This window comes from Allobosea sp. FBZP-16 (genome assembly GCF_002831785.1).
Classification (GTDB): domain Bacteria; phylum Pseudomonadota; class Alphaproteobacteria; order Rhizobiales; family Beijerinckiaceae; genus Allobosea; species Allobosea lupini.
Genome location: NZ_LNCQ01000022.1, coordinates 713009 through 737040 on the forward strand (window position 1 = coordinate 713009; position 24032 = coordinate 737040).

At 67.6% G+C, this 24032-nt stretch carries 28 protein-coding genes; 6 read left to right on the forward strand and 22 right to left on the reverse strand.

The genetic code is table 11. The annotated features are described in order from the left end of the window. Positions 1 to 508: hypothetical protein (locus CXY91_RS09600; RefSeq protein WP_199777388.1), on the forward strand; the 508-nt coding region annotated here is incomplete at its 5' end. 24 nt (positions 509 to 532) lie between these two features. Here the strand turns inward: CXY91_RS09600 and CXY91_RS09605 are convergent. Both CXY91_RS09605 and CXY91_RS09610 read right to left on the reverse strand, forming a co-directional pair. Next, positions 533 to 880: a gamma-glutamylcyclotransferase family protein gene (locus CXY91_RS09605; protein WP_100960717.1), complete on the reverse strand. Its 348-nt coding sequence runs from the start codon at positions 878 to 880 to the stop codon at positions 533 to 535. Positions 881 to 903: 23 nt separating this feature from the next. Then, positions 904 to 1569 carry a DJ-1/PfpI family protein gene (locus tag CXY91_RS09610; protein WP_100960719.1) on the reverse strand — a complete coding sequence of 222 codons (666 nt, stop codon included), beginning with the start codon at positions 1567 to 1569 and terminating at the stop codon, positions 904 to 906. 84 nt (positions 1570 to 1653) lie between these two features. On the opposite strand from CXY91_RS09610, the gene CXY91_RS09615 reads away from it, so the two are divergent. Beyond that, positions 1654 to 2607: a GlxA family transcriptional regulator gene (locus tag CXY91_RS09615; RefSeq protein ID WP_100960721.1), complete on the forward strand. Its 954-nt coding sequence runs from the start codon at positions 1654 to 1656 to the stop codon at positions 2605 to 2607. Between the two features lie 11 nt (positions 2608 to 2618). On the opposite strand, the gene CXY91_RS09620 is transcribed toward CXY91_RS09615, so the two are convergent. Beyond that, on the reverse strand, positions 2619 to 3797 hold the full coding sequence (locus tag CXY91_RS09620) for an E22 family MetX-like putative esterase (protein WP_100960723.1): 1179 nt from the start codon (positions 3795 to 3797) through the stop codon (positions 2619 to 2621). An 82-nt stretch (positions 3798 to 3879) separates the two neighbouring features. Next, positions 3880 to 4995, reverse strand: a complete 1116-nt coding sequence (locus CXY91_RS09625) for a M20 family metallopeptidase (RefSeq protein WP_100960867.1) — start codon at positions 4993 to 4995, stop codon at positions 3880 to 3882. Between the two features lie 181 nt (positions 4996 to 5176). Here CXY91_RS09625 and CXY91_RS09630 point away from each other — a divergent pair, with 181 nt between their 5' ends. Beyond that, positions 5177 to 5440: a hypothetical protein gene (locus CXY91_RS09630; protein WP_158673338.1), complete on the forward strand. Its 264-nt coding sequence runs from the start codon at positions 5177 to 5179 to the stop codon at positions 5438 to 5440. On the opposite strand, the gene CXY91_RS09635 is transcribed toward CXY91_RS09630, so the two are convergent. From CXY91_RS09635 to CXY91_RS09645, 3 genes are all read right to left on the reverse strand, one after another. Then, a complete protein-coding gene (locus CXY91_RS09635) occupies positions 5427 to 7013 on the reverse strand; it encodes an ABC transporter substrate-binding protein (protein WP_100960728.1) in 1587 nt (528 codons plus the stop codon). The genes CXY91_RS09630 and CXY91_RS09635 overlap by 14 nt on opposite strands. 120 nt (positions 7014 to 7133) lie before the next feature. Continuing rightward, positions 7134 to 8345, reverse strand: a complete 1212-nt coding sequence (locus tag CXY91_RS09640) for a DUF2336 domain-containing protein (protein ID WP_100960729.1) — start codon at positions 8343 to 8345, stop codon at positions 7134 to 7136. Beyond that, positions 8342 to 9478, reverse strand: coding sequence for a transglycosylase SLT domain-containing protein (locus tag CXY91_RS09645; protein WP_100960734.1), 1137 nt, complete (start codon positions 9476 to 9478; stop codon positions 8342 to 8344). The genes CXY91_RS09640 and CXY91_RS09645 overlap by 4 nt, the downstream gene beginning before the upstream one ends. A gap of 137 nt (positions 9479 to 9615) precedes the next feature. Here CXY91_RS09645 and CXY91_RS09650 point away from each other — a divergent pair, with 137 nt between their 5' ends. Together CXY91_RS09650 and CXY91_RS09655 are read left to right on the forward strand one after the other, a co-directional pair. Further along, complete coding sequence (locus tag CXY91_RS09650) at positions 9616 to 10107, forward strand: MaoC family dehydratase (RefSeq protein WP_100960736.1); 492 nt, start codon at positions 9616 to 9618, stop codon at positions 10105 to 10107. Next, positions 10107 to 10985 (forward strand): HpcH/HpaI aldolase/citrate lyase family protein, encoded by an 879-nt coding sequence (locus CXY91_RS09655; protein ID WP_100960738.1) that lies wholly within the window; start codon positions 10107 to 10109, stop codon positions 10983 to 10985. The genes CXY91_RS09650 and CXY91_RS09655 overlap by 1 nt, the downstream gene beginning before the upstream one ends. Positions 10986 to 11027: 42 nt before the next feature. Here CXY91_RS09655 and CXY91_RS09660 read toward each other — a convergent pair whose 3' ends face one another. Genes CXY91_RS09660 through CXY91_RS09670 form a run of 3 tightly spaced genes read right to left on the reverse strand, consistent with a single transcriptional unit; the run spans position 11028 to position 12405 of the window. Beyond that, complete coding sequence (locus CXY91_RS09660) at positions 11028 to 11177, reverse strand: hypothetical protein (RefSeq protein ID WP_158673339.1); 150 nt, start codon at positions 11175 to 11177, stop codon at positions 11028 to 11030. Between the two features lie 47 nt (positions 11178 to 11224). Further along, positions 11225 to 11830 (reverse strand): flavin reductase family protein, encoded by a 606-nt coding sequence (locus CXY91_RS09665; RefSeq protein WP_091828535.1) that lies wholly within the window; start codon positions 11828 to 11830, stop codon positions 11225 to 11227. Between the two features lie 5 nt (positions 11831 to 11835). Further along, entirely contained in the window at positions 11836 to 12405 is a 570-nt protein-coding gene (locus CXY91_RS09670; RefSeq protein ID WP_100960741.1) for a nitroreductase family protein, read from the reverse strand. 117 nt (positions 12406 to 12522) lie between these two features. Here CXY91_RS09670 and CXY91_RS09675 point away from each other — a divergent pair, with 117 nt between their 5' ends. Beyond that, positions 12523 to 13461 carry a hypothetical protein gene (locus tag CXY91_RS09675; RefSeq protein WP_158673340.1) on the forward strand — a complete coding sequence of 313 codons (939 nt, stop codon included), beginning with the start codon at positions 12523 to 12525 and terminating at the stop codon, positions 13459 to 13461. Positions 13462 to 13468: 7 nt separating this feature from the next. On the opposite strand, the gene CXY91_RS09680 is transcribed toward CXY91_RS09675, so the two are convergent. The 12 genes from CXY91_RS09680 to CXY91_RS09735 form a co-directional block, all read right to left on the reverse strand. Next, positions 13469 to 14299, reverse strand: coding sequence for an SGNH/GDSL hydrolase family protein (locus CXY91_RS09680; RefSeq protein WP_100960745.1), 831 nt, complete (start codon positions 14297 to 14299; stop codon positions 13469 to 13471). Next, on the reverse strand, positions 14236 to 15420 hold the full coding sequence (locus CXY91_RS09685) for an OpgC family protein (protein ID WP_100960747.1): 1185 nt from the start codon (positions 15418 to 15420) through the stop codon (positions 14236 to 14238). The genes CXY91_RS09680 and CXY91_RS09685 overlap by 64 nt, the downstream gene beginning before the upstream one ends. A gap of 257 nt (positions 15421 to 15677) precedes the next feature. Then, a complete protein-coding gene (gene tatC, locus CXY91_RS09690) occupies positions 15678 to 16505 on the reverse strand; it encodes a twin-arginine translocase subunit TatC (protein ID WP_100960752.1) in 828 nt (275 codons plus the stop codon). Then, positions 16502 to 17053 (reverse strand): Sec-independent protein translocase protein TatB, encoded by a 552-nt coding sequence (tatB, locus tag CXY91_RS09695; RefSeq protein WP_100960755.1) that lies wholly within the window; start codon positions 17051 to 17053, stop codon positions 16502 to 16504. Before tatB ends, tatC begins: the two co-directional genes overlap by 4 nt. Before the next feature lie 98 nt (positions 17054 to 17151). Further along, complete coding sequence (locus tag CXY91_RS09700) at positions 17152 to 17394, reverse strand: twin-arginine translocase TatA/TatE family subunit (RefSeq protein WP_100960757.1); 243 nt, start codon at positions 17392 to 17394, stop codon at positions 17152 to 17154. Positions 17395 to 17463: 69 nt separating this feature from the next. After that, positions 17464 to 18576, reverse strand: a complete 1113-nt coding sequence (locus CXY91_RS09705; RefSeq protein WP_248307413.1) for an ABC transporter ATP-binding protein — start codon at positions 18574 to 18576, stop codon at positions 17464 to 17466. Positions 18577 to 18620: 44 nt separating this feature from the next. Then, positions 18621 to 19307 carry an SMC-Scp complex subunit ScpB gene (gene scpB, locus CXY91_RS09710; protein ID WP_100960868.1) on the reverse strand — a complete coding sequence of 229 codons (687 nt, stop codon included), beginning with the start codon at positions 19305 to 19307 and terminating at the stop codon, positions 18621 to 18623. A gap of 7 nt (positions 19308 to 19314) precedes the next feature. Next, positions 19315 to 20133: a segregation and condensation protein A gene (locus CXY91_RS09715; protein WP_091828519.1), complete on the reverse strand. Its 819-nt coding sequence runs from the start codon at positions 20131 to 20133 to the stop codon at positions 19315 to 19317. A gap of 68 nt (positions 20134 to 20201) precedes the next feature. Continuing rightward, a complete protein-coding gene (gene nagZ / locus CXY91_RS09720) occupies positions 20202 to 21215 on the reverse strand; it encodes a beta-N-acetylhexosaminidase (protein ID WP_100960761.1) in 1014 nt (337 codons plus the stop codon). Between the two features lie 189 nt (positions 21216 to 21404). Further along, on the reverse strand, positions 21405 to 22496 hold the full coding sequence (locus tag CXY91_RS09725) for a TRAP transporter substrate-binding protein (protein WP_091828515.1): 1092 nt from the start codon (positions 22494 to 22496) through the stop codon (positions 21405 to 21407). A gap of 172 nt (positions 22497 to 22668) precedes the next feature. Continuing rightward, positions 22669 to 23607, reverse strand: a complete 939-nt coding sequence (locus tag CXY91_RS09730) for an arginase family protein (protein WP_100960764.1) — start codon at positions 23605 to 23607, stop codon at positions 22669 to 22671. A 138-nt stretch (positions 23608 to 23745) separates the two neighbouring features. After that, positions 23746 to 24032: SPOR domain-containing protein (locus tag CXY91_RS09735; protein WP_199777389.1), on the reverse strand; the 287-nt coding region annotated here is incomplete at its 5' end.

A 24032-nucleotide genomic window follows, 5' to 3' on the forward strand; every position in this document is an offset into this window, starting at 1 on the left:
CAGCAAGGGAGATGCCGTTTGGGGCAACATCACCCCCGACCGGTCGACGCTGGACGAGCAGTTGTCGGGGCTGATCGCCGAGCTGACCGAGGGCGGCTGGGAGATCAAGTCCGTAACGCCGCTCACCTCCAGCTATTACTATGCAGCCAGCCAGTACTCGGTTTCGCTCGATCGCACCAATTGGGGCGGCTACGGCGTCGGCTACGGCGCGCCCTATACCGAAGGCCTCGTGGTGATGGCCCAGCGCTGGGTCGAGATCACCGAGGCGCAGCAGGCCGAGCGTGACCGGGAGAGGGCGCAGCGCCAGGCAGTGGAAGCTGCGGCCGCGCTGGAAGCAAAGCGAGAGCAGCGGCAAGGCGAGCTGGCCCGGCTCACCGCCGAACCGGTCGCCAAAGCCGGGTTGCTGCGCGACAAATGGCGCTTCCGCAGCCAGGACTACCCGACGGAAGCGCTCGCGCAGGGCGCCAAGGACGCTGCGCTCAAGGCACTGCGGGAGCGCCCGCTCTAAGACCCGCGGACGAATGCGTGGCGTTCACGCCTTGACGTAGACCCCCGCCTCCTTGCCCGAGGCCAGCCGGACGCTGATCCGCTTGTAGTCAGCGACCTCGTAGCGGTCGGCGGCAGCGAGCTCTTCGGCCGTGATGCTGAAGACCTTGCCGGGCACGCTGTCGGCGGGATCGTCGCTCGGCGCCACCACCGGATGGAAGCGCTTGCCGCTGGTGCGGATCACCTCGGGATCGGTGATCTCCAGCATGGTCTGGGCGAAGCCCGGCATGGCGTCGTCATGGCCGTCGAGCAGGCGCCCGAACGAGGCGAGCTGGACATTGTCCTGCTGCAGCGTGCCGTAGGAGAACAGGAGAATGCTGCGGTCCTCGGCCATGCTCGCCCCGCTTCAACCGCAGCCTACAGCGCCGCCAGCAGCTTTTCGCGCGCCGCGCGCGAGCCGGCAAGGCGCTGCCTCGCCGCAGCCAGGATCGGCTCCGGCGCCTCCTGCGGCGTGCCGGCCCGGAACGGCGGCTGCGGCGCATATTCGAGCGAAAGCTGGATCAGTTGCGCCTCCTCCTCGCCGAGCAGCTCGGCGATCACGGTAAGCCCGAAATCGATGCCGGAGGTGACACCGCCCGCCGTGATCAGATTGCCGTCGCGCACCACGCGCCCCTCGGTCGGGATCGCGCCGAACCGCGCCAGCAGGTCATGGGCGTTCCAGTGGCTGGTCGCGCGCTTGCCTTTCAGCAGCCCGGCCATCCCCAGCACCAGCGATCCCGTGCAGACCGAGGTGAGATAGCGCACCTGCCCGGCCCGCTCGCGCAGGAAGGCGAGGACGGTCTCGTCAGTCAGCAGCGGATTGACCCCGCTGCCGCCCGGTACGCAGAGCACGTCGAGCGGCGGGCTCTCGGCGAAGGTCGTGGTCGGCGTCAGTGTCAGCCCGGTCGCGGCCTTGAGCGGCGCCTTATCCTTCCAGATCAGATGCACCTGCGCATCCCTTGCCGACGCGAAGACCTCATAGGGGCCAGTCAGATCGAGCTGCTGGACCTGCGGAAAGACGAGGATGCCGAAGCTGAGGGACATGGGCGGAACTCCTAATTGACGGGAGCAGCCTAGCAGGCAAAGCTCTGGCCGAACTGCCAAGCACCCCTCGCTTCATGCCAAACCATGCGTCGCATCGAGATCCTGACCTTTCCCGGCGGGCAACTGCTCGACGTCGCCGGGCCCTTGCAGGTCTTCGCCACCGCCAACGACCTCGCGCATCTCGCCGCTCGCCCCCTGCCCTATGAGACCGCGGTCGTCGCTGGCCAAGGTCGCGTGATCACGAGCGCGCGGCTCGAGCTAGGCGCGGCCCCGCTTCCCGAACCGGCCGCGCCGCTGCACACGCTGGTCGTCGCCGGCGGCTACGGCGTCAACGCCGCCTGCCGGGATGCCGCACTCGTCGACTGGGTCCGGCAGCGTGCAGCGGCGGCGCAGCGTGTCGCCTCGGTCTGCAGCGGCGCCTTCCTGCTGGCGTCGGCAGGCCTGCTCGATGGCAGGCGCGCCGTGACGCATTGGGGCCGCTGCGCCGAGTTCCGGGCGATGTTCCCGGCGGTGAAGCTGGAGCCCGATCCCATCTATATTTGCGACGGCGAGGTCTGGACCTCGGCCGGCGTCACCGCCGGCATCGACCTCGCGCTCGCTCTGGTCGAAGCCGATCTCGGCCGCGATCCGGCGCTCGCCATCGCCCGCCAGCTCGTCGTCTTCCTCAAGCGCCCCGGCGGCCAGGCCCAGTTCAGCGCAGCGCTGAGGTTGCAGGAGAAGGACGAGCGCTTCGATCGGCTGCATGGCTGGATCGTCGAAAACCTGCGCGGCGACCTCTCGCTGGAGCGGCTGGCCGGACAGGCCAATATGAGCCTGCGCAGCTTCGCGAGGCACTACCGCGAGGCGACCGGCCGCACGCCGGCCCGCGCCGTCGAGGAAATCAGGATCGAAACGGCGCGCCGCCTGCTCGAACAGGGGCTTTCCGTCGCCCAGGCCGGCCGCCGCTGCGGCTTCGGTTCCGAAGAGACCTTGCGCCGCGCCTTCCTGCGCCGGCTCGGCGCCAGCCCGCAGGCCTATCGCGAGCGCTTTGCCGGATAGCGCGCCTACGGCTACTTCTCCAGGAACGCCTTCACCGCCCCTTCCGCCTGCTTCATCGAGATCACGCCGTCGAGATGGCCGCGCGTGCCCTGGATGGTCACATGGGTCACGTCACGCCCGGCCTTCTTCGCTTCGGCGACGGTGCGCTGGATCATCTCGTCGGGGAAGACCAGGTCCTTGGGCTGATTGACGATCAGAAGCGGCGCCTTGATCCGGCTCATCGCGTCCGCGAGCGACTTGCCGCCGGCGGCATAGAGCTGGTTGGCCTTGACCAGATAGAGGAAATGGTTGGCATCCGAGACCTTGGCGCGCGCCTCGCCGGCATTGTCGAGGATGCTCTGGACCTGAAACTTGTTGCCGAGCGCTTTCCCCGGGTCCTCGCCCTCCTTGGCTGGGCGGCGGCCAAAGGTGCCGTTGGTCCAGTCGCCATGATTGGCCTGCAGCGTCACCACCGTCAGCGCCTTGGCGAGGCCGGCATTGGGCGGCGTCTTGCCGTAATAGTCGCCCTTGTTCCAGTTCGGATCGACCAGGATCGGCGCCGCCCAGACATCGAGCCAGGCGATCAGCTGGGCGTCGGCCTCGGCCGCCCCGATCACCGCCATCGCCTTGCCGACCATGTCGGGATAGCTTGCCGCCCATTCATAGGTCTGCAGCGCCCCCATCGACGGACCGGCGACCATGACCAGCTTCTTGATGCCAAGACTCTCGACCAGGGCCTTCTGGACGTTGACGAAATCGCCGATGGTCACGACCGGAAAATCGAGCGCGTAGGGCTTGCTGGTATCCGGGTCGATCGAGGCCGGGCCGGTGGTCGTCACCTTCGGGTCGCCGGTGTTGAGATTCACCAGCGTGTCGGAGGACAGGACGAAATACTTGTTGGTGTCGATCGCCTTGCCCGGCCCGATGATCGCGTCCCAATAGCCGGGCGCCGCGTCGGCGGCCGCATATTTGCCGGCGGCGTGCGAATTGGCTGAGAAGAAATGGCAGATCAGGATCGCATTGGACTTGTCGGCGTTGAGCGTGCCGTAACTCTCCCAGCCGACCTTGACGTTCTTCAGCGTCCTGCCGCCCTGCGTGGTGTAGCTCGGCAGCTCGAAGACCTTCTTCTCGACGATCAGATCCTGCGCCTCAGCCATTCCCGCCACCATCACGCCTGCCACGCCGAGCACACCTGCGATCCAGCCCTTCATGCCGCACTCCTCCGCTCCGGCCGGGTTCTCGGCCTTGAACGGATCAGAGCGGATTTGTCCGGCTAACGGAAGGGGGGCGCTCTCACAGCGTCTCCAGCAGCCCTTTGATCAGCGCCCGGCGCGGTGCGATCGAGGAGATCAGCGCGTACTCCTGCAAGGTGTGGGCACCATCGCCGTCGATGCCGAGCCCGTCCAGCGTCGGGATGCCCAGCGCCGCGGTGAAGTTGCCGTCCGAGCCGCCGCCGGTCATCGGGCAGTCCTGCAGGTCGAAACCGACCTCGGCGGCCACCGCCCGCGCCTGCTCGAAAAGCGCTGCGACTTCCGGAGATTTCTCATAGGGCGGCCGGTTCATGCCGCCGGTGATCGAGAGCTTCACATCCGGATCATGAGCCTTCAGGCCGAGGATGCGTTGCTCCATCGCGACACCATCAGCAACGGTGGTGACGCGGCAATCGACGCTGAACCAGGCATGCTGCGGGATGACGTTCGCCGCCGTGCCGCCACCGACCAGCGCGACCGTCGTGGTGATGCCGCGCGAATAGTCGGTCATGCCCTCGATCGCGAGGATCTGGTGCGCCGCCTCGCGGATGGCGTTGCGGCCATCGGCATGGCGCGAACCGGAATGCGCCGGCCGCCCTTCCAGCTTGACCTCGAACCGGCCGACGCCCTTGCGCGCCGTGACGATCTTGCCGCCTTCGCGCGCCGGCTCGGTCACCAGCACAGCCTTCGCCTCGCGGCCGATATCCTCGATCAGCTCGCGCGAGGTCGGGGAGCCGATCTCCTCGTCCGGCGTGAACAGGAATACCATCGGCCGCCGCGCCGTGCCGGCCTTGGCGGCGTCCTTGAAGGCCTGCAGCGCGAGCCAGGCGCCGCCCTTCATGTCGTAGACGCCGGGGCCGTAGAGCCGGTCGCCCTCGACGCGGACGGCCAGGTCCTTGGCGCTGGTCCCGACCGGATGGACCGTATCGAGATGCGACATCAGTGCGATCGCCTTCTCGCCGTTCCGGACACCAGCGCGCAGGATCAGGGTGTCGCCAAGCCCGTCACGGCCGGGAACGCGCTCGACCGCGATCGGCAGGCCTTCGACCTCCCTGACGACGAGGTCCATCATGCCGTTGACGCCGGGCACGTGATGGGTGGGGCTTTCCAGCGCTACCCAGACGGTCAGCGCGGGGACGGCGGGATCGTGAATGGTCATGATGAGGAGGGTTTTCGCAGGAAAGCGTGGCGATAACGGGACATTGGCCGAATTGCCGGCGTTGTCCATGTCGAAACGCGCCTGGCAGCCTTGCGGGGGCGGCGTTTCAGAATTTTTCGACGTGGTGTCGGCAGCGCCGATCCTCGTCCGTCCTCGACGCAGACCCGCCGAGGACCAGACGATGCGCCCGCCCGCCGCTCCCACCATTGCCATAGTGCTGGCCTTGTATTGGCTGCGCAGCGTCATGGCAGCGCTGGCCGGCTTCGTCGCGGTCCTCGTGCTCGCGCTCCTCGCCGATCAGCTCCTGCGCTCGCTCGGTCTGCCGCCGCCGGCGGCCCAGCTCACACCGGAACTCGGCCGCCAGGCACTTGCAGCCTGGCTGCGGGCAGGCTGCCTGTTGCTCGGCGGCCCTCTCGCCAGGGCCGCGCTCGCTAGGCGCGCTTGACGTTCCAGAAGGTCGGGAAGCTCGGCAGCACACCAGTGAGCTTGCGGCTGAAGGCCGTCGGCTGGAAATACTGGCCCAGCGGCGCGTAAGGCACGTCCTCGAAGGCCTGCTTCTGCAGCTCGGCCGCGATTTTCTGCTTCCCAGCAAGGTCGGAGGCCTCCATCCAGGCTTCGCGCAGCGCCTCGATCTTCGGCGCCACCGGCCAACCCGGCCATGCGGCCATGCCATTCCCGCGCAACGAGATGTGGCCGACCGGGTCGAGAATATCGATGCCGTTCCAGCCGGTGAAGAAGCAGTTCCAGCCGCCATTGCCCGGCGGCTCCTTGTTGGCGCGGCGCGTCACCACGGCGCCCCAGTCCATCACCTGGTAGTCGACGTTCATGCCGATGCGCTTCAGCATCTCGGCGCCGACCTCGCATTCGGCCTTGAGATTGGCGAGATCGGTAACGCCGAGCAGCACCACCTTCTCGCCTTTGTAGCCGGCAGCCGCCAGGGCCTGCTTGACCTTGGCGATATCGCGCGGGCCATTCAGCACCTCCATGCCGGCCTCGTTCGCCATCGGCGTGCCCGGCGGGAACAGCCCGACGCCTGTCCGCCACAGCGTCTTGTCGGGGCCACCGACCGCCTCCATGAACTCGGCCTGGTCGATCGCCATCAGCACGGCGCGGCGGATCGCCGGATTGTCGAAGGGCGGATGCAGATGGTTCATCCGCATGATCGCGATCGAGCCGGTCGTCTCCTTGATCGCGACCTCGAGCTTCGGATCCTTGGCCAGCAGCGGCAGGATGTCCGGCAGGGGCTGCTCGACCCAGTCGATCTCGCCGCTCTGCAGCGCCGCCGCCGCGGTCGCCGGGTCCGGCAGGGTGTGCCATTCGATCCGCTCGACATGGACGATTTTCGGCCCGGCGGTGCGGCCGGGCTTGCCGTCGCCGCGCGGCACGTAACCGGTGAACTTCTCGTAGACCGACCGATTGCCGGGCTGGCGCTCGCTCGCGACGAAACGGAACGGTCCGCTGCCGATCACCTCGGTGATCTGCGTCGTGGCCTCGGTCTTCGCCAGGCGCTCCGGCATGATCACCGGCACCGAGGCCGTCATCTTGGCGAGCGCGTCGGGCAGCAGCGGGAACGGCTTCTTCAATCTGAAACGCAAGGTCTTGTCGTCGACAGCGACCAGTTCGTCGGTCTGCGCCATCAGCGTCTGGCCGAAGGAATCGCGCTTGGCCCAGCGATTCAGGCTGGCGACGCAATCCCTGGCCAGCACCGGCGTATCGTCGTGGAACTTGAGGCCCTCGCGCAGCTTGATCGTCCAGCTCTTGCCATCGGCCTCGGCGAGCGCGCCTTCGGCCATTTGCGGCTGCGCCTTGTAGCTCTCGTCCTGTCCGAACAGCGTATCATAGGCGAGGAAGGCGTGATTGCGCGTGACGGTCGCCGTCGTCCAGATCGGATCGACAACGGCAAGGTCGCCCTGCGGCACGAACTTGATGACGTTCTTGTCGGCGCCACGGCCGATATTGGGTTTGCTGACCGCGATTGCGGCAGCCGTGCCTGCGATGAAAGCGCGACGTGTCGGCATTTCAAGCTCCCTGGCAACAGGGCGTCGATCCGGGATGGTGAAGCCCTGGCGATACGGCGGTCGTCAGGCAACCAGCATGCCAGCAGCCGGTCAAGCCGGCGGCGGAATCACCCGGATCGTTCAGGCCGCGTCGCGCAGGTCGCCGAGGTCGAGCTCGATGAGGAAGTTCGGATCGGCTTCGACCAGCAATGCCAGGGCCGCATCGTCGGCGAGCGAATCCGCCAGTGCCCGTGCTTCGTCGCGGGCCGCCTCCGCATCGAGCCTGCGCAACAGCGCCATCAGCGCATTGGCCCCAGGACCTTCCAGGCTCTCGCAGGCGATCAGGACCTCCGCCAGAAGGTTACGGTCAATGCCGCCCCTGCCGTGGAAGCCGGGGCCCGCTTGCTTCAGCGCTTCCACGGCGGCGGCGAAGGCCGGCAGCAGGGCCTCCGGCATTGCTGCCTTGCGATAGAGCGCCCTGAGGCCGGCCCCGCGCCGATCCCAGAGCAGTGCCTGCACGCGCTTCAGCGGCAGGTCGGAGAGCGCCGCGAAGGCGGATTCGGCGAGGGCCGGCTCGCCGCTCAGCAGCGAGCGCAGGATCACGCCCGGCGTCAGGCGGCCATTGTCGCGCAGGCAATCGACGATCGCCGGTGCATCGCTCGCCTCGCCGCCGGCCGCGAGCGCGACCGCGACCCGCTCGGTCGATTCGCGGGCGAGCCGGGCGCTGCGCTCCTCGGTCAGCCAGCCGCAACCCGAGACGAAGGCGGCGAGCGCATCGGAAACCTTGGCGGCGATCGCCTGGCGCAAGCCCGGCGGCAGGTCGTCGCGCGCCAGCATGGCCTCGCGCACCGCTCCTGCCTCGCCCTCGCGCGCGAAGATGCGCTCCAGCGAGAAATCGGGAATCTCGGCGGTCGGATTGGCGAGCAGGACGACCAGCGCCTCCTCGCAGCCGACCTCGGCCAAGGCAGCGCAGATGCCGGGCGACAGCCAGGACCGCTGCGCGATCGCCCGCTGCGCGAGGCCGTCTCCAACGGCTGCGGCATCGACAAGATCGGCCTCGGTCAGCACCGGCGACTGCGCCAGCAACAGGGCAGCGATGTCGCTCTGCTCGGCGATCAGCCCCAGCACCAGATTGCGCGGCGCCTGTGGCGCGGCGGCGAGTTCCTCGGCCAACGCTCGGCGGACCAATGGCGAGGGGTCGTCGACCAGTGAGATGAGGGCCGTCTGCGCCTCGCGCTTGTCCTCGGGCGACATCGCCGAGCGCAGATAGGCGCCCGCCAATGCGGCAGCCCCTTTCGCCCGTGCCTCGGCCGGCGCAGTACGGGCCCAGAGCAGGAAGCGACGGACGATCATCCGCGCCTCCCATGGAGCATGAACTGGCTGAGATCGAGCGGCCCGCGCCGCTGGCGCCGGGTGGCGATTGTCTCGCTGGACGCCGTCTGCGTATCCGCCACGGCGAGATCACGCGGCCGCGACGGTGGCAGCGGCGTGGTGACGGTGGTCGAAGCGGTCGTTGCGCTCGCGCTGTCCGTCTTGGCGGTCTTGCCGGCGGATGAGGCTTCGCCTTCGCTCGTCGTGGCGCTCACACGCGGGAAATAGCGGGTCGCCGGATCGTCGCCGGTCGTACGGGACGTGCTGTTGCTGCGCGGCGTGGTCCAGAGATTGGCGACGGCCTTCGACACCGGCGCACGCGATCCTTCGGTCGAGAACAGGCCGATCAGCCCCCTTGCCCGATCTGGCGCAAGCGCCGCGGCGATCGGTGCGACCGGGGGCTCGGACGCGTAAGCGGTCGCTGTCGTAGCAGTACCCGTAGGCTTGGCCTGCGCCAGCATGGCGCCGGTGGTCGCTGCGACCTGGGTGTTGGCATGGCTGGCGGCGAGCAATCCGTAGACCTCCTGGGCGCTGCGGGCCCGCCCGGCCTTGTCGTAGAAGATCGAGCGATTCGCCGCGGCCGCCTCCGGGAAATCGCGAGCGGCGGCACGCGTCGGGTCATTCCCGGCCGTGCGGATCAGGTCGGTGGCGCCACGCGCACCCAGAACATGCGCCATGTAGAGCTCGCCGGCCTGCGGTTGGCGCCCGAGCGCCTGGCCGAGTTGCTCGGCATTCTTCTGCGTCAGCGCGCCGGCCATCACGGTTGCGACCTGCGGATCGGTTCGCAACTGCAGGATCTTCTCGCGCAGCGCCGGATCCGACACGGTCAAGCGGCCGCTGCCGTCCTCGCTGATCGCGCCGGCATAATTCGCCATGCCCTGCTTCGGCCCTTCCTGACGCATGATCGACAGCCAGGTCTGCTCTATGAACTGGAACAGGCCGGTCGCGCTCGAGGTGCGCGCTTTCGCATCCGGCTCCAGCGAGGATTCGCGTTGCGCGGTCTTGAGGAGATAGTCGAAGCCGACGCCGGTCTTGTCTGCGCCCTGCTTGATCGCGCTGACCACAGGATTGGCGGGCGTTGTCTCGCGGGTGCTCGGCGTGCTGAAAAGGAACATTGGGTCACTCGGGCCGCTGCCGTTCCAGGCGGACCGGAGCACCCGCAGATACTGGACCGATTATGGTAAGCGAACCGTTAAAACGGCCGTTTGCCGACCCCGGCCCGAAACCGAAAAAGAGCCACAGGAGCAAGACGATGGCGGAAGCGGCGCGGCATAAGCGGGGTGGGCTCTATTTCGAGGATTTCGAGATCGGCGTCTCGATCGAGCATCGGCTGACCCGCACGGTCACCCAGATGGACAACATGCTGTTCTCCAATATGACGCTGAATCCGCAGCCCCTGCACATCGACGCGCATTTCTGCGCGACCGAAACCGAATGGGGCAAGCCTCTGATGAACTCGCTGTTCACGCTCGGCCTGATGATCGGCATCTCGGTCAACGACACGACGGTCGGCACCACCATCGGCAATCTCGGCATGACCGATGTCACCTTCCCGGCCCCGCTCTTCGAGGGCGACACGGTGAACTGCGTCACGCAGATCGTCGCCAAGCGCGAATCGAAGTCGCGGCCGGACGCCGGGATCGTCGACTTCCACCACCGCGCCTACAAGCAGGACGGCACATTGGTGGCGCAGTGCCGCCGGCAGGCTTTCATGAAGAAGCGTCCCGTGGAAGGACAGGCCTGATGCGCTCGCTCCTCTTCGTCCCCGCCGACAACCAGAAGAAGCTGCAGAAGGGCCTGGACAGCGGCGCCGACGCGCTGATCCTCGACCTTGAGGATTCCGTCGCGCTCGATGCCAAGCCGGCTGCGCGCGAACTCGCCCGCGATGTCCTCAAGGAGGTGAATGGCCGGGCCAAGCGCCCCCGCCTGATCGTGCGCGTCAACGCACTCACGACGGGCATGACCGAGGCCGATCTCGATGTCGTCATGCAGGGCAGCCCGGACGCGATCATGCTGCCGAAGGCGGAGGGTGGGCCTGATCTCAGCCATCTCGCAGCCCATGTCGCGGTACGCGAGGCGGAGTATGACCTGCCCGACGGCGGGACCAAGATCATCGCGATCGCCACCGAGACCGGCAAGGGCATCTTCGGTCTCGGCAGCTATGCCGGCGCCAGCCACCGCCTCTCCGGCCTGACCTGGGGCGCCGAGGATCTTTCGGCCGATCTCGGCGCCGAGACCAACCGGCTGGAGAACGGCACCTATGCCGATCCCTACCGGCTCGCCCGCTCGCTCCTGCTCTTTGCGGCTTCGGCGGCGCAGGTCGACGCGATCGACACCGTCTTCACCGCCTTCCGGGACGAGGCGGCCTTGCGCACCGAATGCATCGCCGCACGCCGCGACGGCTTCACCGGCAAGATGGCCATCCATCCGGCCCAGGTGCCTGTCATCAACGACGTCTTCGCCCCCTCGCCCGAAGCGCTCGCTCGGGCGGAGGCGATCATCAAGCTCTTCGACGAGAACCCCGGCCTCGGCGTGGTCGGGCTCGACGGCGAGATGCTCGACCGGCCGCACCTGATGCGCGCCCGCCGCTTGAAGGCGCGGGCTGACAGATTGCGTCAATGATCCGGCGCAAGCGATTCGGCTGATTCGAGTTTCGGGACGCGGTCACCGGGTCCCGATCTGCCGGCATTGATGCCGCGCCGCGCTTGCCAGGCATTCCTGCGCCTTCTTGGCGGCGTTCAGTTCGCGCAGCAGCCAGAACCCCGCCCCGATCATCACCAGCACGGCAATGATCGCGAGCAGGTTCACGGTCATGCGCCATTGCTCGTCCGGCTCCTCGTCCTGGCGCCGGACCATGGCGCTCAGCCTCCGGCCGGCCGAACGATCGAGAACAATTCGCTGACCTCGGCATAGTCGCTGTAGCCGCAGCGCGCGATCGGATTGGCCTTGGCCGTGTCGAAGCGGCCGTCATGGACGAAGGCCTCGCCGACATAGGTCGCGACGACCTGGCCGAGGACCATCCAGCGCGGCACGTCGTTGCCGTCGATGTCCTTGAGCTGCTGGATCGAGAGCAGCTTGCATTCGAGCGCGGCCGGGCTGGCAGCGACCCGCGGTGGCTTGACGATGCGCGACGGCGCCATCTCCAGCCCGGCATGGACATATTCATTCTCGCCGCGCGGCAGCGGCGCCGAGGTCAGGTTCATCTGCTGGTCGAGCGCCTTGCTCACCAGGCTGCAGGTGAACTCGCCGGTCTCCTCGATGAAGGCCACCGCATCCTTCTTGTTCTCGGAGGAGAACATCACGATGTTCGGCCGTGACGAGATGGCGTTGAAGAAGCTGTAGGGCGAGAGATTGACCTCGCCCTTGGCGTTTACCGCGCTGATCCAGCCGATCGGCCGCGGCGTCACGATCGCCTTGAACGGATCGTGCCGGAAATCGAGATCGCGCCCTTGATCCGTGTAGTACATCGCGCTCATGCTCCGAACCGGCTGACGATGGCGGCAAGGTCCGGCCGCTCGCGGTCGGCCGGGCGGCCATCCGCCGTGCCGAGATGGACGAAGCCGGCGATGCGCTCGTCCGGCGCGAGCCCGAAGGCATCGAGCACCTTGCGGTCGAAGGCGAACCAGTTGGTCAGCCAGGAGCCGTTGAAGCCGAGCGCCTCGGCCGCGATCAGCATGTTCATGCAGACGGCGCCAGCCGAGAGCTCCTGCTCCCATTCCGGGATCTTCTCGTGCTTGCGGGCCCGCGAGACCACGGCGATCACGACGGGGGCATGGAGCAGGCGCTTGCGCTCGAAGGCGACCTTGTCCTCGTCGGCCTGCGGATTGCGTTCCTTGAAGACGGCTCCGACGATCTCGGCTGCCTTCTCCTTGGCGGCCCCGGAGAAGACGATGAAGCGCCAGGGCGCGAGCTTGCCGTGGTCCGGCACGCGGGCCGCCACGGTCAGGATCTCGCGCAGTTGCGCATCGTCCGGCCCCGGAGCGGTGAGAAATTGCGGTGGCACCGAGCGACGGAGCTTGAGCAGTGAGAGCGTGTCGGTCATGAACGATCCGGAAGATGGCGCAGCGACGGGGATGACTGGTTCCCAGTTAAGGTTTCGCCATGATGAGGACAAGCGAACCTGCTCCTTCCCGGTGCAAGGATGATGACGGCGCAGCGCATGTTTCAACGCGAAGAATTCAAGACGGTGGCAGCGCTCCCCGCGAAAGCGACGCGTGCGGCGATGGCTGCGCTGATGATATCTGCGCTCACCGTCTCTTCGACGCTCGCCCAGACCCCCGGCGCTACGCCCTCGGCCACGACGCCCGGCTCGCCTCCGCCGGATATCGCTCCCGCCGCCCGCCCTGGCCAGGCGATGCTCACCCTCAGCGCCCAGTTCTCCGGCAATCGCAAGCCGGTCCGCTCCGGGCTGGTCTGGCGCGTGCTGAGCGAATCCGCCGACGGCTCGCCGCCCAAGATCATCGCCCGCTCGAACAATGCCGAGCCCAGCTTCCCGCTCGATCCGGGCATCTATCTGCTTCACGCCGCTTATGGCTTCGCCAGCGCGACCAAGCGCGTCACGCTCGGCCCGCAGGGACTGACCGACCGGCTCAGCATCAGCGCAGGCGGCCTTTCGCTCGCCGGCTCGATCGGCGAGACGCCGATCGCGCCCAATCTGCTGAACTTCTCGGTGTTCGTGCCGCTGCAGGGCAATTCGGAAGGCCGCCTGGTCGCGTCCAGCGTCAAGTCAGGCGAGCTGATCCGCCTGCCCGAGGGCACCTATCACATCGTCTCGACCTATGGCGATTCGAACGCGATCCAGCGCTCCGACGTCCGGGTCGAATCCGGCCAGGTCACCCAGGCGACCCTGCATCACCGCGCTGCGCAGGTGACCTTGAAGCTCGTCGCCGGCCCCGGCGGCGAGGCCTTCGCCGGCACCGCCTTCAGCGTGCTCACCCCGGGCGGCGACGTCATCCGCGAGGCGATCGGCGCCTTCCCGCAGGTGATCCTGGCCGAGGGCGACTACGTGCTGATCGCCCGGCAGGAAGGCCAGGTCTTCTCGCGCGATTTCAAGGTCGAGGCCGGCCGCGACCGCGATATCGAGGTGATCGCTCGCTGAGGCTGCCTCAATTCGTCGGCTTGCCCGACTCACGCCCCTCGCCGAGGTCGGCGACAATGCCGTCGGCGAGGCGGATGGCGAGGCAGCGATAGCCGGCCTCGACCACCTGCAGCCCGTCCATGCCGACGATCTCCTCCTCGCTGAACTGCTTCGTGCCCGACCAGGCCTTCATCATCGCGTAGCGCGGGAAGACCGGCACGCCGCTCTCACTCGCCGTCTTCGCCAGCACGGCGCGGTAGTCGTCGTATTTCGGATAGCGACCCTCGCGCGGCAGCCAGGGCATATCCATCAGCACGAGATCGATCCCGGCCTCCTGGAGCTTGTGAGCACCCTTGCGCAGGATCTTGGCGAGCTTCTCCTCGCCGATGTCACGGATGGCGTCGTTCACCGCCGTCTGCCAGATCACCAGCGCCGGCTTTTCCGGAATCACCTCGGCCTCCAGCCGCAAATACATCTCATAGGCCGACTGGCCACCGACGCCGAGATTGAGCACCTTGACCTCGCGTCCCGGCAGGCGCCGGCGCAATTCGGCTTCGAGTACGGCAGGATAGCTGCGGTCGGCATCGCTGGCGCCGGTCCCGGCGGTCGTCGACGAACCGAGAGCGATGATGGTGAGCCGGTTCGTCTCGGTAAGGATGCGCTTGGCGGCCGCCAGCGTCGGCTTGAACGGGTGCTGGGCCGCCCCGGCGCGGCAGCGTCCGTCCACCATCTGCGCGAGCGGCTTGGGCCCGGCAATGGCCGGCAGAGCCGACGCCAGGAGCAGAAGGAGCGCGCTCAGGCCGTAGCGGCCTGCTCGCGAGGGGCGCTTGCGGCGCGTGCCGTGAGCGTCTTGTACCACGACAGAAAGGTTCCTAGCCCGAGCAGGATGGTAATCCCGCTGAGGTTCACGATCAATTGGATCGAAAGAGCGAAGGATGTCTCCGCAAGGATGATCTGCCCGATGATCGCAAGGACTATGCCGGCGCAGAACACTTCGAGCGAATGCCGCCCGAGCGAGGCCAGCCGCCGGCCCGCCAAGCTGGTAAGAATGCCTGCGTCAGGGCGGAGAAAACGCAATACGAGCCAAGCCAGCGCCGCCAGGTGCACGACGCGCGGCCAGGCGAGATTGGTCTTGTCGATGCCGATCTGCAGGCTGTCGATCCACTCGTTCAACAGCGCGACGCCGAACGGATTGCCCGAGGACAGCTTCACCATCGCGGCGAACAGGACGATCACGACGGCCGCGGCGTCGACAAGGCGCAGTTTCGGCACGCCGGCGCCGACAAGGCCGAGCCGGCCGATCACGACGCCGAACGTGAACAGCATCTGCCAGGCGAAGGGATTGAAGAACCAGCCGCCATCGCCCGGATGGTTCGGCAGGTTGAGTCCGGCAAGCGTCGCGCCCTGCCAGATCGCGACGGAAACCGCGAGCGCCGCCAGAGGGCTGGTCCGCGCGGTAAGGTAGATCAGCGGGAACGCCGCCAGCAGCACGATGTAGAGCGGCAGGATGTCGAGATAATAGGGCTGGTAGACCAGGCCCAACGCGTTCACGATCGCCGCCGCTGTATCGCTGAAGAAGGGCTGGATGTTGATCGCCTCGACATAGAGCGCATTCTGGGTCCGCACGACCGCCGTCGCCACGATGCCGCAGACCAGCACGAACAGTGCCAGGTGCGCGATGTAAAGCGTCCAGATCCGGGCGCCGACCTTGAGCGAGCCGACGAGGAGCCCGCGCTGGTCGATCAGCCGGCCATAGGCGAACGTAGCCGAGACGCCGGCGAGCAGCACGAAGATGTCGGCAGCATCCGAGAAGCCGTAATTATGCGGCATCAAGGAGGACACGATATTGCCCGGCATGTGATTGACGAAGATCACCAGCAAGATCAGGCCGCGGATCACGTCGATACGCAGGTCACGGCCCGGCGAGGCCGCATCGCGGGGCCCTTTTCCGAACAGCACCAGGCGCCAGAATCCGCTCACGTCACCACCGCATCCACCTGCGCGGCTGTGAGGTGGCCGCGCATCTGTTCATCCGCTGTTCATATTAACATTGTGTTGCGAGCAAGGCTCCGCAGCTGACGATCACAACCCTGTGCATCAACGTGAATGGGAGGCTTTGGTTCGGCGGCGGCCTGAGCGCACAGCACCGGGATCCGCCAGCAGCGCCAAGGATCTGCGGCGGATATCATCACTTCTGAACGAGTGATCACATGAATTTGGTGAGTAACCGAGCTGCGCTAGGCGTCTGCGTCCTCGGCCACCTTCGTCGCATCGCGCTTCCTCTCGACCCGGCGCACCGAGAACACCGAGAGTTCGTAGAGCAGCAGCATCGGCACGGCGAGCATCAGCTGCGAGATCACGTCGGGCGGGGTCAGCACGGCCGCGATCACGAAAACGAAGACGATGGCGTAGCGGCGCTTGTCCTTCAGGAACTGCGAATCGATGATGCCCGCCTGGCCGAGCAGGGTCAGGATCACGGGCAGCTGGAACGAGATGCCGAAGGCGAAGATCAGCGTCATGATCAGCGAGAGATACTCGCTGACCTTGGGCAGGAGCGCGATGCCGGCCTGCCCTTCGCTCGCCGCCTGCTGCATGCCGATCGAGAACTTCATCAGCACCGGCATGGCGAAGAAGAACACCAGCGCCGCGCCGAGTACGAAGAAGATCGGCGTCGCCGCCAGATAGGGCGCGAAGGCCTGCCGCTCGTTCTTGTAGAGGCCGGGTGCGACGAACTTGTAGATCTGCGTCGCGATCACCGGGAAGGCGAAGAAGCCGGCGCCGAAGGCCGCGACCTTGATATGGGTGAAGAGCAGCTCGAGCGGACCGGTATAAATCAGCTGCGCATTGGCGCTCGACCCCGCGGCCCAGACATAGGGCAGGACGAGCATGTTGTAGATCTGCGTCGAGAAGGCGAAGCAGATGAAGAACATGACCAGGAAGGCGATGAGCGACTTGATCAGCCGCGAGCGCAGTTCGATCAGATGGTCGATCAGCGGCGCGCGCGACGCTTCGATCTCATCCTCGCCTTCGCGCCTCGCCTGGGCGTTCGTCTCGACGACGCTCATGCCGTCTCTCCGCCCTCGGCCTCGGCGGCCTTGGCTTTGCGCTTGCGGGCCGGCTTGGCCGCCGGCTCTTCAGCCGCGATCTCAGTCGGCACGGCCGGCTCCTCGGTCGCGACCGTCTTGCGGCGGCGCTTGGGCTTCTCTTCCGGCGCGGGCTCGGCGACGGGTGCTGGCTCGATGCTGACGGGTGCCGGAAACTCGGGAGCCGGCAGCGCCGCAAGCGTCGCCTCGGCATCCTTCATCGCCTTGTCGTCCGCCGCAGCCGGCTTCGAGGCGTCGGTGGCGCCGAAATCCTTCATCGGCTCGATCGGATCGAAATTGGTCGAGGCCTGGATCGAATTGCCGATGTCGTCGACCTGCTTCTTCAGGTCGGTCAGCTCGGCTTCGCGCATCGCGTCGTTGAACTGGCCCTGGAATTCGGCAGCCATGCGCCGGATCTTGCCGATCGCCTGCCCGGCCGTGCGCAGTGCGCCCGGCAACTCCTTGGGGCCGATCACGACGAGCGCGACGCCCCCGATCAGCAGCATTTCGCTCCAGGCGATGTCGAACATCGACGGCCGGTCCTTTGGAAATCTTGTAGGGCGCCGGGAAGGCGCCGGAATCGAAACCGATCAGGATTCACCTGATCGGCAGGTCCGCTCCTACGAGATCAGGCCTTGGTCTCGGCCTTGGCCGGCTGCGGGCTCGCGGTCTGGGCGCTCTGGTCGATCACCTTGGGATCGACAGGCTGCTGCGCGGCCGGCGGCGGCGTGTCGTCCTCGGCCATGCCCTTCTTGAACGACTTGATGCCCTTTGCGACATCGCCCATCAGTTCGGACACCTTGCCGCGGCCGAAGAGCAGCATGACGATGACGCCGACGACGATCCAGTGCCAGATGCTGACGCCACCCATGGCGGTACTCCTCCGAATTTGAACGCGCGGCCCCGGTTGTGCCGAGGGGCCAGATGCTTGTGCCGGAACCTAGGTGTCCCCTACAGGGAACACAAGGACTTCGTCCATCGCAATGTCGATGCCGACATCCTCGCCCTCGGCGACCGAACCGCGCAGCGGCAGCCGCGCCACCAGAGGCTTGTCGAGACCATCGACCGCAAGCTCGACATGGTCGACCTCGCCGAGGAAGCGCCGGGTCATCACCCGCGCCTGCAGGCAGAAGCCCTTCGGCACCAGCCGGATCGCTTGCGGCCGGATGCCGAGGATCGCCGGCGCGCCCTCGGGCAGACCTGCCGCCGGGAACCGTCCGAGCGGGGTATCCACCGCGCCGTCCCGCGCAACAGTCTCGATTTCGGTAAGATCGCAGAAAAATCGGGCGGCAAAGAGGCTGGTAGGCCGTCGATAGAGCTCTTCGGCGGTGCCGCTCTGGACGATTCGTCCCTGCTGCATCAGCACGATCCGGTCGGCGACGCGCATCGCATCCTCCGGGTCGTGGGTGACGATGATCGAGGTTGCGCCGATCTCCTGCAGCAGCGCCATCGTCTCGTCCCGCACCACGTCGCGCAGTCGCCGGTCGAGATTGGAGAAGGGCTCGTCCATCAGGAGCACGCCTGGACGCGGTGCAACCGCGCGCGCAAGGGCCACACGCTGCTGCTCGCCGCCCGAAAGCATATGCGGATAGGCCTCGGCGAGATCGGCGAGGCCGACGCGGGCGATCGCGCGCAGCGCCGTCGCATCGGCTTCGGCATTGCCATAGCCGCGCAGGCCGAAACGGACGTTCTCGCGCACCGAAAGATGCGGGAAGAGCGCGTAATCCTGGAAGACGAGGCCGACCCCCCTCGCCTCCGGCTCGACGAAGTGAGCCGGCGAGGAGACGTCGCGCCCTTCGAGCAGAACACGCCCCGAACTCGGCCGCTCGACGCCAGCGGCGAGCCGCAGCAGCGTCGTCTTGCCGCAGCCCGAATGGCCGAGCAAAGCGACGATCTCACCCGGTGCGACGCTGAGCGAGACCTGGTCCAGTGCCGTCACCGCGCCGAATCGCTGGGTGACGCCATCGAAACCGAGCGCCATCGGGATCGCGGCGCCAGCGGTGCCGCGCCGTCCCCACCCCAGCCAGCGCATCCTGCTTTCGCTTCGAGCCAACTCGTTCTCCTGCCGGCCCGCCGGGCTCGATCGCCTGCGCTGTGCTAGCTGGCGTCGCCGTCGTCAAGCGGCGTGAACAGATCGCCGAGCGGATCCTCGTCGTCGCGCAAGCCCGGATCGTCGTCCGGCACCGGCACGGTGAGGTCCTTGGCGAGGCGCCCCTCGATGAAGCCGGCCCCCTTCAGTTCCTCCAGCCCCGGCAGGTCGTCGATGCGGTCGAGCCCGAAATGGTCGAGGAAGGCGGGCGTCGTGCCGAAGGTCACCGGCCGCCCCGGCGAACGGCGCCGGCCGCGCAGGCGCACCCAGCCCGCTTCGAGCAGGATGTCGAGCGTGCCCTTGGCGGTGGCGACGCCGCGGATCTCCTCGATCTCGGCCCGCGTCACCGGCTGGTGGTAGGCGATGATGGCGAGCGTCTCCAGCGCGGCGCGCGAGAGCTTGCGCGGCGCCTCGGCTTCCGGCGCGAGCAGATAGGCGAGATCTGGCGCGGTGCGGAAGGCATATCCGCCGGCGACGCGATGCAGCGTCACCCCGCGCAGGGCGTAGGTTTGCTGCAATTCGGCGATCACCCGCTCGAGCGGGACATTCGCGGGCACCGATTTCGCGAGGTCCTCTGCCGAAAGCGGCTGCACCGAGGCGAACAGCAAGGCCTCGACGATGCGGCAGGCGCGCGCCAGCGCCTCGTCGGCGTCCCAGTCCTCCTCGTCCTCGCGTTCGGCTTCAGCGACGGCCATCAGCGCCTCACAGGCCGAGCGTCGGCGGCCGCGCCGAGCGGCGGCGGACATAGAGCGGCGAGAAGGCACCGTCCTGGCGCAGGTCGAGCAGGCCCTCGCGCACCATCTCCAGCATGGCCGAGAGCGAGGAGGCCCGGACAGTCGCGGTCATCGTCTCGGCGGGCAGGCCATGGCTGCTCATATAGCGGGTGAGATAGCCGTCGATCGCGGTCCACTCGCCGGCCTCGCCGACCAGCCGTGCCAGCGCCTCGCGCGCCTCGACCAACGACAGCACCTGCCGCTGGCCGACGCTCATCGGCTGGCGGATGCGCTTCTGGCGCTGCTGCGCATAGGCCGCCAGCAGGTCGTAGAGCTCCGCCTGCCAGACTGGCCGATCCTCGACAGCGATTACCTCCGGCGCGCCGCGGGCGAAGACGTCGCGGCCGAGCCGTTCACGGGTGGCGAGCCGTTGCGCCGCCGCGCGGATCGTCTCCAGCCGCTTCAGGCGCAGCGCCAGTGCGGTGGCGAGATCGGCCGCGCTCGGCTCCTCGCCCTTGGGCGGCTCCGGCAGCAGCATGCGCGACTTGAGATAAGCAAGCCACGCCGCCATCACCAGATAATCGGCGGCGAGTTCGAGCCGCAGCGCCCGCGCCGTTTCGATGAAGGACAGGTATTGCTCGGCCAGCGCCAGGATCGAGATGCGGGCGAGATCGACCTTCTGGCGGCGGGCGAGATCGAGCAGCAGGTCGAGCGGCCCTTCATAGCCGTCGACGTCGATCACGAACGAGGGCTCGCCGGACGCGCGTTCCGGCGTGCCGTCCTCCTGGAATGGCAGCTCAGCGGCCATCGATGGCCAAATCCCCATGACCTGCTCCGCCCGGTCGGCGGAGCCACAGCCCCGGGGAGAGAATCAGCCTAACTGCCGCCCAAAGCAAGGGCGCTGGCAAGCTGGGCGCGGGTGCTGTCCACATCGAGCGGCTCGGGCTCGTGCCTGATCCGTGCCAGCGCCATCGCAGCGCGGCGCGCTCGCGGTCCGGTCATCTCCGGAACGGCGCCGGCGATCGCGCCCATCTCATCCATGATGCCATGGCAGTGCAGCACCACGTCGACCCCGGCCCTGATCGCCGCTTTCGCCTTGTCTTCGAACGAGCCCGACAGCGCCTTCATCGAGATGTCGTCGGTCATGATCAAACCGTCATAGCCAAGTTCGCCACGCATGATCTCTCTGATGATCTTGCGCGAGATCGTCGCCGGCCGGCGCTTGTCGAGTGCGGTGAAGACGACATGCGCCGTCATCGCCAGCGGCATGTCGGCGAGATGCCGGAACGGGCGGAAATCATGGGCGCGCAGCTCGTCCAGGCTCGCCTCGACCACCGGCAGGTCGTGATGGCTGTCGGCCTTGGCCCGGCCATGGCCGGGCATATGCTTGATCACAGGCAGCACGCCACCGGCTATCAGCCCTTCAGCCGCGGCGCGGCCGAGCGTCGCCACCATGGTGGGGTCGCGGGCATAGGCGCGGTTGCCGATCACGTCATGGCTGCCGGCGACGGGAACGTCGAGCACCGGCAGGCAGTCGACATCGATGCCGACGCTTTTGAGATCATGCGCCATCAATCGCGCCGAGAGCCGGACGATCTCGCGCTGCTGCACGGGATCGTTGATGGCGAGAAAGGCCAGCGCCGGCGGATAGGGCGGCCAGTGCGGCGGCCCCATGCGCTGCACTCGCCCGCCCTCCTGGTCGATCAGGATCGGCGCGTGCCAGCCGACGCAATCGCGCATCTGCGCCGTCAGCGCAGCCACCTGCGCCGGATCCTGCGTATTGCGCTTGAACAGGATGAAGCCCCACGGCCGGGCGTCGCGGAAGAAGGCCCGCTCGTCGGCGGTGAGGCTCGTGCCGAGGCAGCCGGCAATGAAGGCGCGCGAGGTCATGGCGCCGTTATCGCCGATTCGGGGGCGATGAGCATTGCGTCATTGCGGGGCGACCAGGCGTCAGGCTGGAGCCAAGCCGTCATTCTCGGGCGGAGCAAAGCGCAGACCCGAGAATCTCATGACGAGAAGGCGCCATCAGGAGCCTCCTCCTGCCTGAGATGCTCGGGTCAAGCCCGAGCATGACGAGATTTAGCGCAGCGACTGCGACGCCTGCGCGTTGAAGGCGTCGAACGGCAACTCGGCAACGCGGAACCAGAGCTGCTCCTTCTTCCAGTAAGGCAGGAAGGAATCCCACAGCGTCTTGAAGTTCGGGTTCTTCGCCGCCTGGTCCGCATAGAGCGCGAAGGCCTCCTTGAAGGCTGCCTGCATCACGTCCTGCGGGAAGGGTCGCAGTTCGGCGCCGGCGGCGATCAGGCGCAGCAGCGCGTCCGGGTTGCCGTGGTCGTATTTCGCCATGCAGAGCGCGTTCGCCTCGGCGCAGGCCGCCTCGACGATGGCGCGGTAATGCGCCGGCAGCCCGTTCCACTTCTCCTGGTTGGCGATGAAGCTGACATTGGCGCAGCCTTCCCAGAAGCCGGGATAGTAGTAGTACTTCGCCACCTTCACAAAGCCGAGCTTCTCGTCGTCATAGGGGCCTGAGAACTCGGCCGCGTCGATCGTGCCGCGCTCCAGCGCCGGATAGATGTCGCCGCCGCCGAGCGTCTGCGGGACGACGCCGAGCTTGGCCATGATCTGGCCGCCCAGGCCGGCGATGCGGAACTTGAGGCCCTGGAGATCGGCGAGGCTCTTGATCTCCTTGCGGAACCACCCGCCCATCTGCGCGCCGGTGTTGCCGGAAGGGATTGTGTGGACGCCGAACTTCTTCATCAGGTCGCGGCAGAGCTCGATCCCGCCGCCCTGGTAGAGCCAGGCGTTCTGCTGGCGCGTGTTGAGGCCGAAGGGCAAGGAGGTCTCGAAGGCGAAGGCCGTGTCCTTGCCGATATAGAAGCTCGCCAGCGTGTGGCTGCATTCGACCGTGCCGTTCTGGACCGCATCGAGCGCCTGCAGCGCCGGCACTATCTCGCCGGCGGCGAAGGTCTGGATCTGGAAATTGCCGTCGGTCGCCTCGGCGACCCGCTTGGCGACCTGGGTCGAGATGCCAAACAGCGTGTCGAGGCTCTTCGGATAGCTCGAGGTCAGGCGCCAGTTGATCTTCGGATTGGTCTGCGCGATCGCCGGCGCGGCGATCGTCGCGGCGGCGGCTCCGGCGGCGGTCGTCTTGATCAGCTTGCGGCGGTCCATGGTGCTTCCTCTCACGTGCAGGCCTTCCGCATTTTCAGAGCGGATTAGGCCACGGATTCGGGGCGAAGCTAGAGCACGCGCTGACCGTGCTCCAGCCACGACGCTGCAACGGGTGCATGTCCGGATCGCGGGAGCAATCCGGGATTCCTGCACATCGGCATGGGCATGCGGTTCAGCGCGCGGCACTGCGGGCCAGCAGGCCGGCTCCCAGCATGGCCAGCCGGCAGACCGTGCGGGTGCCGAGGCCGTCGATATCGGCCTCCGGCACGAATTCGACGATGTTGAAGCCGATGATCGGCGCCCGCTCCGCCACGCCGTTCAGCAGCGTGACGACATCGCCGTAGGCAAGCCCTCCGGGTGTGCGGCCGAGCACGCCTGGCACGACGCTGGGATCGAAACCGTCGACATCGAAGCAGACCACCACCGGCCGGCCCGGCGGAACGGCCGCGATCGCGGGTGCCATCCCCTTCGCCCGCAGGATGCTCATGTCGATCAATTGCGCTCCGGCAGCCCTCGCCTCCGCCACATCCGAGGGCCGGGCGCTGCCGGTGCCACGGGCGCCGACCTGCACGATCGTCCGGACGCCGTCGAGTTCGGAGGCTCGCCGCATCGTACTCGACAGGCCGAAGCGCTCGGCCTCGACCTCCTCGCGCCAGTCGATATGGGCATCGACCTGCAGGATCGTGATCTCGCCGCGTGCCGCGAAGGCGCCGAGCGCCGGGATCTGGACGCTGTCGTCGCCGCCGAGGAGGAGTGGCGCCGCACCGCGCGCCAGCAGCGTCGCATAGGTCGCCGCGATTCGCGCACGGTTGCCGGGCAGGTCGTCCGGATCGAAGGCGAGATCGCCGCAATCGACCAGGCGCCCACCAGCGGGCAGCAGCGGCCCGCCGAGATCGAAATCGTAATGCGCGAGCTTGGCGACCTGGGCCGCACTGGCGCGGCGGATCGCGGCCGGCGCCGATGCGCTATGGGCACGGCCCGACCGATAGGGCGTCGCGGCCGGAATGCCGATGACCGCGACGGCGCGATGCGGCACGGCCTCCGGCGCCGAACTCTCGCAATCGAGGAAACGCGGGTCGGCGGCGCGACCGGGAATTGGATCGGGAGACATCGCCTAAGCCTGCATCGCGGGAGATCCCGACCAGCCTGCCCCGCCGGCGAAGCCCCACGCAAGCAAAAGCCGGCCGCGACGATCGCGGCCGGCTTTGGTTCTATCGGCGGCGGAACCCTGGGCTCCGCCTGCGTCCGCTCAGTTCTTGGCGATGAAGCACTGCCCGCCGGCAGCCTGCAGCGCCGAGCACATCGAGCTCGCATCCTCGCGGGAGTACGGGCCGACGCGCAGGCGGTAGACCGTCTTGCCACCGGCGAGCTCGGTCTTGCGCACGATCGGGCTCTGGCCGTTGAGCTGGCCGGGATATTTGCGCTGCAGCGCCGCGAAGGTGGCGCGCGCTTCGGCCTCGCTGCCCGGCGCGCCGAGCTGCACGGCGAAGCCGCCATTGGGATCGGCCCGCGGCGCGGTGGCCGCCGGCTCGGCCT